Here is a 10,632-nt window from a genome sequence, read left to right on the forward strand (position 1 = left end):
GGATGAATCATGCTTCAAGACAATATTCATGGTGATATTCAAGACATTTTAATAACAGAAGAACAAATTCAGGAGAAATGCAAAGAACTAGGAGCAACACTTTCTGAAGAGTATGATGGTAAGTTCCCGCTTGCTATTGGCGTTTTAAAAGGTGCTATGCCTTTTATGTCAGATATTCTTCGCTACGCAGAGATCCATTTAGAAATGGATTTTATGGACGTTTCTAGTTATGATGGCGGGACGACTTCAACCGGTGAAGTAAAAATCTTAAAAGATTTAAACACGAAAGTCGAAGGTCGAGATTTAATAATAGTGGAGGATATAATAGATAGTGGCTTAACGTTAAGTTACTTAGTAGATCTATTTAAATACCGTAAAGCAAATTCCATAAAAATCGTGACATTATTAGATAAACCGTCCGGAAGAAACGCAGCGATAAAAGCCGATATGGTAGGATTTGAAGTACCTGATGAATTTGTAGTTGGATATGGCCTAGATTACGCTGAAAAATATCGGAATTTACCATATATCGGTATACTTAAACCCGAAGTATATGGTGGATAATAATTTTAATTAATTAAAACAGGTTGGGTAAAATAAATAAGATATAGTAATTATTTAATATGGCTAATAAATAATTGGAAAAAATTAACCTAAAAAGGTTATATCATTTGTATTAAAACTTTTTCGTATGATACGATGAACTATAGTTTTTCCCCATCTGGGAGGAGGTAGGCAATGAGTCAGGTATTTCGTAATGTCTTATTTTGGTTACTCATATTCTTTGTAATTGTTGGAGTTGTTTCAGTAATCAACAATCAAGGCGAAGAAAGAGAACAATATGATGTACAGCAATTTATAAGTGCTTTAAATAATGGTGAAATCGAAGAACTCGTATTTCAGCCATCACATGGCATTATTCGTCTAACAGGGACATTAACTGATGGAGAGACAGAATTTGTCGCTCAAGTTCCTGATAATAATGACCTCGTGTCACAAATTACTAATACAGCTAGAGAACAAAGCCAATTAACCGTTATGGAAGAAGAACAGCCAAGTCCATGGCTTACATTCCTAACTGGAATTATTCCGTTCTTATTAATCGGTTTATTCTTCTTATTTATACTTAGCCAAGCACAAGGAGGCGGCGGTGGCGGCCGTGTAATGAACTTCGGTAAGAGTAAAGCAAAAATGTACTCTGAAGATAAGAAAAAGGTTCGCTTTAAGGATGTCGCTGGTGCCGATGAAGAAAAACAAGAGCTTGTTGAAGTAGTTGAGTTCTTAAAAGATCCACGTAAATTTTCACAAGTTGGTGCGCGCATACCTAAAGGTGTACTTCTAGTAGGACCACCTGGTACAGGTAAAACGTTACTTGCACGTGCGGTTGCTGGAGAAGCTGGAACACCTTTCTTCTCTATTAGTGGTTCGGACTTTGTGGAAATGTTTGTTGGGGTAGGTGCTTCACGTGTACGTGACCTATTTGAAAATGCGAAAAAGAATGCTCCATGTATTATCTTTATCGATGAAATTGATGCTGTAGGGCGTCAACGTGGTGCAGGCCTTGGTGGTGGTCACGATGAACGCGAACAAACCCTTAACCAATTACTTGTTGAAATGGACGGATTTGGAGCAAATGAAGGTATTATCATTATTGCAGCTACAAACCGTGCAGATATTTTAGACCCTGCATTATTACGTCCAGGACGTTTTGACAGACAAATTATGGTTGATCGACCTGATGTGAAAGGCCGTGAAGCTGTACTAGGTGTACATGCGCAAAACAAACCATTAGATGCAAATGTAGATTTAAAAACAATCGCAATGCGTACTCCTGGTTTCTCTGGTGCAGATTTAGAGAACTTACTTAACGAAGCTGCTTTAATTGCAGCTCGTGATGATCGTAAGAAAATCAATCAGTTAGATATTGATGAGGCAATCGATCGAGTTATTGCTGGGCCAGCGAAGAAGAGCCGAGTTATTTCTAAAAAAGAGAGAAATATTGTTGCATATCATGAGAGTGGTCATACGGTTATAGGTATGGTGCTTGATGATGCGGATGTCGTGCATAAAGTGACCATTGTTCCACGTGGTCAAGCCGGTGGTTATGCTGTAATGCTACCTCGTGAAGATCGGTATTTCATGACAAAACCAGAGCTCTTTGACAAGATTACTGGGTTACTCGGTGGACGAGTAGCAGAAGAAATTATCTTTGGAGAAGTAAGTACAGGAGCCTCTAATGACTTCCAGCGTGCTACAAATATTGCTCATAAGATGATTACAGAATATGGTATGAGTGACAAAATCGGACCATTGCAATTTAGCAGTGGCGGTGGAGGAAACGTCTTCTTAGGACGTGATATCCAAAATGAACAGACTTATTCTGATGCAATCGCACATGAAATTGATAAAGAAATGCAGGAGTTTATTAATTACTGCTATGATCGTGCGAAAACAATTCTTACAGAGAACAAAGATAAGTTAGAATTGATTGCAAAGACCTTATTAGAGGTTGAAACTTTAGACGCAAAACAAATTAAATCTTTATTTGAAGAAGGAATATTACCAGAACCAGATGAGGAATCAGATGAGTTGAAGGTAAATATTAATTCGAAAGAAGATGAAGATAAAAAAGGTATTTCCTATGAAGAAGCAAAACAAAAGCTTGAGGAAGAAGAAAAATCGGAACGAGAATCATTAGATCCCGAAAAAAATTCCAGTGATGAAGCGCAGGATGATTCTTCAGAAGATCAAAATCCTAAAAATTAATTGATGAGAAGTAGCCTATAAAAGGGCTGCTTCTTTTTTATGTGCATATGAACGTTTGACAACGAAGCTTTGAGCTTTTCTTATATTTCCTAAAGTATGTTATATTAAAGAACAGATAAGATTAGGAAGGTAGGCTGACAGATGCTATTTGTACTTGATGTAGGAAATACCAATACAGTCTTAGGGGTATTTGACCAAGGTGAATTAACCCATCATTGGAGAATTAAAACAGATCGCTACAAAACAGAAGATGAATTTGGAATGCTAATTCATTCTCTTTTTCAACATAAAGAATTAACATTTGAAGATATTAAGGGTGTCATCATATCTTCGGTTGTTCCACCTATTTTATTTGCTTTAGAGAAAATGAGTAGAGATTATTTTCATATAGATGCCATTGTAATTGGAAAAACTTCATATCAAACTTTTTTAAAAATGAATTATCCAAACCCTCAAGAAATTGGTGCAGATAGAATTGTTAATGCTGTAGCAGCTACGGAAGAATATGGTGCACCATTAATTATTATTGATTTTGGAACAGCAACTACGTATTGTTATATCGATGAGGATATTGCATATGCCGGTGGAATTATTACACCTGGAATTAATATTTCAATGGAAGCCTTATATAGTAAAGCTTCGAAATTACCAAAAATTGAAATTCAAAAACCGGAAACTGTGATTGGTTCTACGACGGTAGACGCCATGACTTCTGGAGTGTTTTATGGATATATTGGACAAGTAGATGGATTGGTAGAGAGAATCAAAAACGAAAAAGGCACAAATCCTACTGTTATTGCTACAGGGGGACTTGCTAAATTAATTGCACATGAATCAGCAACCATTGATATCGTAGAGCCATATTTGACGTTAAAAGGATTACATTTGATTTATCAAAAAAATAATTAGTAAAGTAGAAGGAGAGATATTCCCAATGAACGATTACTTAATAAAAGCGACAGCAAATAATGGGAAAATTAGAGCGTATGCTGTTCAGTCCACAAATACGGTGGAAGAAGCGAGAAGAAGACAAGATACATTTGCAACTGCATCTGCAGCTCTTGGTAGAACCATAACAATTACATCAATGATGGGGGCTATGTTAAAAGGTGATGACTCTATCACAACGAAAGTAATGGGGAATGGTCCACTTGGGGCAATTGTTGCTGATGCTGATGCTGATGGGCATGTTCGCGGATATGTTAAGAATCCACATGTAGATTTTGAATTAAATGAAAAGGGAAAACTGGATGTAGCGCGAGCTGTTGGTACAGAAGGAAACATTAGCGTTATTAAAGATTTAGGATTAAAGGATTTTTTTACAGGAGAAACACCGATCGTTTCTGGTGAGATTAGTGAAGACTTTACGTATTACTATGCTACCTCTGAACAAATACCATCAGCCGTTGGTGCAGGGGTTTTAGTAAATCCAGATCATACTATTTTAGCTGCCGGAGGCTTTATTGTTCAAGTAATGCCAGGTGCTGAAGAGGAAGTAATTAATGAATTAGAAGATCAAATTCAAGCTCTCCCAGCGATATCTTCGTTAATTCGTGAAGGAAAAACCCCAGAAGAAATACTTACCCAACTATTTGGAGAAAAACAACTAAACATTCATGAAAAAATGCCAATTGAATTTCGTTGTAAATGCTCAAAAGATCGTCTTGCACAAGCGATTGTTGGTTTAGGAAATGATGAAATCCAGGCTATGATTGAAGAAGATCATGGTGCGGAGGCTACTTGTCATTTTTGTAATGAAAAGTATCATTTTACAGAGGAAGAATTAGAAAACCTTAAACAGTAGAGAGAAGAAAGGAAGTTACACCTAAATGTCTAAAAAATTGTTGCTCGGGATCGTTGTGGTGCTACTGATTACGAATATTGCAACTCTACTGTTTGTAGGAGATGGCAATGATTCAGAAGTAGTGTCGGACGGCGAGGGAGAGAAAGAGATCAATCGTAATGAAGCAGTCGCAACAGTAGCGGATGAAGAAATATCCTATGATGAATGGATGACAGACTTAAGAAATATGCAAGGACAAAAATATTTAAAGCAAATGATTGATAAAGAAGTAGTTAACACTTTAGCAGAGCAAGAAGGTATTGAAGTAAGTGAAAAAATCATCGACAGGGAAGTTTCGTTCTTATATACCATGCAAGGAATATTAACGGAAGAAGATGCTGCAGTAGAGGAAGAGAGATGGAGAGAAGAAATCAAATACCGTTATCAATTGGAACAGTTGTTAACTAGAGACATTGAAATTCCAGAAGATGAAATAAAATCATATTATGATACATATGGTAATCAATATGATTTTTCATCTTCTGTTAAGCTTTCGCATATTTTAGTAGAAGATATGGAAACAGCTGAGCAAGTGTACCAAGAATTAGAAGATGGTGCTTCTTTTAAATTATTAGCTAGAGAATATAGTATTGATGATGAAACGAGACAAAATGGTGGCTATATGGGTGCTATTTACACATCAAGTCAGTTCTTATTGGATAGTTATGAAACACAAGCTGCGAATATGGAAAATCATACTTATAGTGAACCTTTTCAAGCAGAGAATGGTGTAGCAATCATGTACTTGCACCGTAAACTTCCCGCAATTGAATTTACTTACGAAGAAGTACAACCATATGTGCATAGTGAAATTGCAATGCATGAAGAAGGACTGACGTTAGAAGCAGACCAATTATGGGAAGAAGTGGATATTGAGTGGATTTACGAAAATAAATAATCTGAAATTATCAGACAAATTAGTTGACATTTTAGGATAAAGGAACTACATTAGATGTAAATCTTATAAAAATACTTGGAATTAGAGGAGGAAGTCAGATGAAGGTCTCTGATAATATTACAGGTTTAATCGGTGGGACACCAATTGTTAAATTACACAATGTTACAGATGATGATAGCGCAGATGTATACGTAAAGTTAGAGTTTATGAATCCTGGTAGTTCTGTGAAAGATCGTATTGCTATTGCGATGGTTGAAGCAGCTGAACAAGGTGGTAAACTAAAAGAAGGCGACACGATTATTGAACCAACTAGTGGAAATACTGGTATTGGTCTGGCGATGGTAGCAGCAGCTAAAGGATACCGTGCTGTTCTAGTAATGCCAGATACGATGAGTCAGGAACGTAGAAACCTCCTTCGTGCTTATGGTGCTGAACTAGTCCTAACTCCTGGAGCTGAGGGAATGAAAGGTGCAATTGGCAAAGCGGTAGAATTACAAAAAGAGAATGGTTATTTTATGCCGCAACAATTTAGCAATCCTGCTAATCCAGATATACATGAAAAAACAACTGGTAAAGAAATTGTGGAACAGATGAAAGATGGTCTAGATGGGTTTGTATCCGGAATTGGTACTGGTGGAACAATTACAGGGGCAGGTAAAGTACTAAAAAATCATTTTGATAATGTTAAGTTATACGCTGTGGAGCCAGCTGACTCTCCAGTACTTTCAGGTGGAACTCCAGGGCCACATAAAATACAAGGAATCGGTGCAGGATTTAAACCTGATGTGTTAGATACTGCAATTTATGATGAAGTTTTAACAATTTCTAACGAGGAAGCATATGAAGCAGCTAGGAAAGTTGCAACTACCAACGGAATATTGGGAGGTATTTCCTCAGGTGCGGCGGTTGCTGCAGCAGTTAAGGTAGCGAAAAAGTTAGGTAAAGGCAAGAAAGTGCTTGCTATTTTACCAGATAATGGTGAGCGTTACTTATCAACACCGTTATATCAATTTGATGAACAGTAAATAAGTAAGGAGGGCTGGCCAATATAGGTCGGCTCTTTTTTAATTTGCGTGGATTATGGGACTTAAAGGTAGTACTTCCGTTCTGCAAGTAGTTATTGTAGGATGATAGAATAGATTATGTAAGAAAAGAGGTAGAAGATAAGTTGAATATTCGAACGAAGAAACGTACTTTAAATGTATCTGAACGAACACATTTAATGGGAATACTAAATGTAACTCCGGATTCCTTTTCAGATGGAGGAAGTTATTCAACTGTAGATAAAGCTGTGAACCAAGCTTTGGAATTAGAAAAACAGGGCGCAGATATTATCGATATAGGAGGAGAATCAACACGACCAGGTTACACTCCAATATCTGCTAAAGAAGAGCTAGATCGAATTGTTCCAGTTATACGTATCCTTAAAGACAAATTAAGCATTCCAATATCGGTAGATACCTTTAAAGCAGAGACTGCTCAAAAAGCTTTAGAGGCAGGAGCAGATATTATTAATGATATATGGGGAGCGAAAAAAGATCCGGAAATGGCAAAGGTTGTAGCTAAATATAATGCTCCGATTATTTTAATGCATAATCGTAATGAAGAAAATTATAGAGACTTTATGGAAGATGTAAAATCCGATTTATTGGAAAGTATCCAAATAGCAAAAAATGCAGGGATTACCGATGACAACATCATTCTTGACCCTGGTGTAGGATTTGCTAAAAGCATGGAACAGAATATGGAAGTAGTACGAGAGCTACATCAATTAGTCGACCTAGGCTATCCTGTACTATTAGCAACTTCACGAAAAAGATTTATTGGACATGTATTAGATGTTCCTGCAGATGAACGTGATGTTGGTACGGCTGCTACCACGGTCATCGGAGTGCAACAAGGAGCTCATATAGTACGAGTGCATAATGTACATATCAATGCGGAAGCTGCCCAGATCGCAGATGCTATCTATGAAAAAGGAGTATCTAAAAATGGATAAAATTATTATAAAACAAATGCAGTTTTATGGTTACCATGGACTTTTTCCAGAAGAAAATAAACTAGGTCAGCGGTTTAATGTAGATCTCGAATTACATGTACCGTTAGATAAGGCGGGGAACTCCGATGATATGAATGAGTCCATTCATTATGGACAGGCTTATGAAACAGTGAAAAAAGTCGTCGAGGGTCAATCATATAATTTAATTGAAGCGGTAGCTGAGGAAATCTCTAAAGAGCTTTTCGCGTCCTTTTCATTATTGAATGCTTGCTTAGTAAAAGTAGTAAAACCAGACCCACCCATTCCAGGGCATTATCAATCTGTCGCTGTAGAAATTTATAGGGAGAGGATAAAATGAATGAAGCTTATGTAGCCTTAGGAACTAATATTGAACCACGTGAAAATTTTATTAAAGAAGCACTACAATGTTTGGATGATTATACAAACATAACCATTCAGAAGAAGTCTTCAATATATGAGACGGCTCCTGTAGGTTACACAGCTCAATCTCAATTTTTAAATATGGTGGTGCAAGTAATAACGAGTTTATCAGCAAATGAACTATTAGATGTATGTCAAAAGATAGAACAGAGGTTAGGAAGAGAGAGAACGATTCGATTTGGTCCTAGAACAATCGACCTTGACATTTTGACGTATAATCAAGAAAATAGTACAGTAGAAAGATTGATGTTGCCGCATCCTAGAATGCATGAACGCGCATTTGTCTTAATACCACTTCAAGAAATCGCACCGGGATATATGATCCCTGTAAAAAACAAAACAGTGGATTCTTATGTCAATGAACTTCCTGAGACAGATAAAAAGGATGTAAAAAAATGGATAAAAAGCGAATCGGAAGAAGAATAAAAGCTTTTCGAAAGCTAAAAGGATACACACAAATACAATTTGCTAAAGAGATGGAGATATCCACTTCAAAACTAGGAAATATTGAACGAGGTACAAAACAGCCTTCCGATCAACTATTAGATGAGATTGCTGAAAAGTTATCCATTTCCAGAGAAGAGCTCATACTAAAGAGCATTGCAACTGATACTGAGGACAAGTAGATATTCTAAACGATACGTCTTTAATACTTGTTATAGTAGAATTAATTATTTTTTAGCGAGTGAATTTCAAAAATACTAAGCTCCATAAAAAAACGAATAATAGTTATATATGAATGTTCGTTATGAACGCATGCGAAATTAACTCGGGTAATTGATGCATAAATTTAAGCATTAAGATTTATATCTGGAGGTTAACTGCCTACAGATGGGTTTGTATTAAAATCTTGTTAGGTGAATCATCATTGTGGATACGCTATACTTATTTTATGAAGAATTGGAGTGATAGAAGTGTCAGAAGAATTGAATGAACATATGCAGGTGCGAAGAGATAAATTAACGGAGCACTTGGAAAAAGGGTTGGACCCATTTGGGGGCAAATTTGAACGAAGCCACCTGGCAACCGGTCTTATTGATAAGTATAATCCTTATTCAAAAGAAGAGTTAGAGGAAATTACAGATGAAGTTACCATTGCTGGACGGTTAATGACAAAGCGTGGAAAAGGAAAAGCTGGATTTGCTCATATTCAAGATTTAAGTGGCCAAATTCAATTATATGTGCGTAAAGATATGATTGGTGACGATGCTTATGAAGTATTTAAGTCTACAGATTTAGGGGATATTGTTGGCGTAACCGGTGTTATGTTTAAAACAAAGGTAGGAGAAATTTCTGTTAAGGCAAAACAATTTCAATTATTAACGAAATCTTTAAGACCTTTACCAGAAAAATATCATGGATTGAAGGATATCGAACAGCGTTATCGTCAACGTTATCTTGACCTAATTACAAATCCAGATAGCAGAGAAACTTTTGTATTTCGTAGTAAGATCATTCAATCGATGAGAGAGTATTTAAACGGACAAGGATTTTTAGAAGTTGAAACTCCTATGATGCATAGCATCCCTGGTGGAGCTTCTGCCCGTCCATTTATTACACATCATAATGCTTTAGATATTGAACTATACATGCGAATAGCTATTGAATTACATTTAAAACGATTAATGGTTGGTGGTCTGGAGAAAGTCTATGAAATAGGACGTGTATTCCGTAATGAAGGTGTGTCTACAAGACATAATCCAGAGTTCACTATGATTGAGCTATATGAAGCGTATGCTGATTATCAGGATATTATGGAACTTACAGAGAATCTTGTAGCTCACATCGCAAAAGATGTCCATGGTTCCACAACTATTACTTACGGTGAAAACGAAATTAATTTAGAGCCAAAATGGACAAGATTGCATATGGTAGATGCTGTTAAAGATGTTACAGGTGTGGATTTTTGGAAAGAGATATCAGATGAGGAAGCACGTGCACTTGCTAAAGAGCACGGTGTACAAGTAACTGATTCAATGAGTTATGGTCATGTTGTAAATGAATTTTTTGAACAAAAGGTAGAAGAGACTCTTCTTCAACCGACATTTATACACGGACATCCAGTGGAAATTTCTCCACTAGCAAAGAAGAATAAAGAAGACGAGCGATTCACCGATCGTTTTGAGTTGTTCATTGTCGGGAGAGAACATGCGAACGCATTTAGTGAATTAAATGATCCAATTGATCAACGTGCTCGTTTTGAGGCTCAAGTAAAAGAAAGAGCTGAAGGAAACGATGAAGCGCATTATATGGATGAGGACTTCTTGGAAGCACTTGAATATGGTATGCCACCAACTGGGGGACTTGGTATAGGTGTCGACCGTTTGGTGATGTTATTAACGAACTCTCCATCTATTCGTGACGTATTACTTTTCCCACAAATGCGCACAAAATAACTCGGAAGTGTAAAAACCTTTATCAAAACGTTGTTATGATAAGGGTTTTTCTTGTTTAAAATAGGATTATATTGGGAATATATAAGTATGTATTTGTTATGGCGGAATAGCCTAAATTATAGAAATATTAATCAATCCATAATTTCTTTTAAAAAGTGCTTGATTTCGTTTTGGAATCATGATAAATTAAATATCGTTGCGTTAACAAAGCGCATCAGCAAAGCACATCGAAATGAACTTGAGTAAAAAAGTTAAATAAGTTGTTGACATCAACAATTAGATGTGTTAA

11 protein-coding genes are annotated in these 10,632 nt (G+C 36.4%); all 11 read left to right on the forward strand.

Features of this window, described 5'->3' with window-relative positions:
• The first annotated feature begins 9 nt into the window (after positions 1 to 9).
• The 11 genes from hpt to lysS all read left to right on the forward strand — a co-directional run bounded on the left by hpt (position 10) and on the right by lysS (position 10,343).
• Entirely contained in the window at positions 10 to 564 is a 555-nt protein-coding gene (gene hpt, locus C794_RS19400) for a hypoxanthine phosphoribosyltransferase (RefSeq protein ID WP_017798836.1), read from the forward strand.
• 174 nt (positions 565 to 738) lie between these two features.
• Positions 739 to 2,766 (forward strand): ATP-dependent zinc metalloprotease FtsH, encoded by a 2,028-nt coding sequence (ftsH, locus tag C794_RS19405; protein ID WP_017798837.1) that lies wholly within the window; start codon positions 739 to 741, stop codon positions 2,764 to 2,766.
• Between the two features lie 141 nt (positions 2,767 to 2,907).
• Entirely contained in the window at positions 2,908 to 3,675 is a 768-nt protein-coding gene (locus C794_RS19410) for a type III pantothenate kinase (protein ID WP_017798838.1), read from the forward strand.
• A 25-nt stretch (positions 3,676 to 3,700) separates the two neighbouring features.
• A complete protein-coding gene (gene hslO, locus C794_RS19415; protein ID WP_017798839.1) occupies positions 3,701 to 4,570 on the forward strand; it encodes an Hsp33 family molecular chaperone HslO in 870 nt (289 codons plus the stop codon).
• A gap of 25 nt (positions 4,571 to 4,595) precedes the next feature.
• A complete protein-coding gene (locus tag C794_RS19420; protein ID WP_017798840.1) occupies positions 4,596 to 5,507 on the forward strand; it encodes a peptidylprolyl isomerase in 912 nt (303 codons plus the stop codon).
• Between the two features lie 98 nt (positions 5,508 to 5,605).
• Complete coding sequence (cysK, locus tag C794_RS19425; protein WP_017798841.1) at positions 5,606 to 6,532, forward strand: cysteine synthase A; 927 nt, start codon at positions 5,606 to 5,608, stop codon at positions 6,530 to 6,532.
• A gap of 197 nt (positions 6,533 to 6,729) precedes the next feature.
• On the forward strand, positions 6,730 to 7,506 hold the full coding sequence (gene folP / locus C794_RS19430; RefSeq protein ID WP_375544869.1) for a dihydropteroate synthase: 777 nt from the start codon (positions 6,730 to 6,732) through the stop codon (positions 7,504 to 7,506).
• Positions 7,499 to 7,864, forward strand: a complete 366-nt coding sequence (folB, locus tag C794_RS19435; RefSeq protein WP_017798843.1) for a dihydroneopterin aldolase — start codon at positions 7,499 to 7,501, stop codon at positions 7,862 to 7,864. Before folP ends, folB begins: the two co-directional genes overlap by 8 nt.
• Positions 7,861 to 8,373 (forward strand): 2-amino-4-hydroxy-6-hydroxymethyldihydropteridine diphosphokinase, encoded by a 513-nt coding sequence (gene folK, locus C794_RS19440; protein WP_017798844.1) that lies wholly within the window; start codon positions 7,861 to 7,863, stop codon positions 8,371 to 8,373. The genes folB and folK overlap by 4 nt, the downstream gene beginning before the upstream one ends.
• Positions 8,343 to 8,573, forward strand: coding sequence for a helix-turn-helix domain-containing protein (locus C794_RS19445; RefSeq protein ID WP_017798845.1), 231 nt, complete (start codon positions 8,343 to 8,345; stop codon positions 8,571 to 8,573). Before folK ends, C794_RS19445 begins: the two co-directional genes overlap by 31 nt.
• Positions 8,574 to 8,861: 288 nt before the next feature.
• Positions 8,862 to 10,343: a lysine--tRNA ligase gene (gene lysS, locus C794_RS19450; protein WP_017798846.1), complete on the forward strand. Its 1,482-nt coding sequence runs from the start codon at positions 8,862 to 8,864 to the stop codon at positions 10,341 to 10,343.
• The last annotated feature ends 289 nt before the right edge of the window (positions 10,344 to 10,632 follow it).

Source organism: Oceanobacillus kimchii X50, from assembly GCF_000340475.1.
GTDB classification, from domain to species: Bacteria; Bacillota; Bacilli; order Bacillales; family Amphibacillaceae; genus Oceanobacillus; species Oceanobacillus kimchii.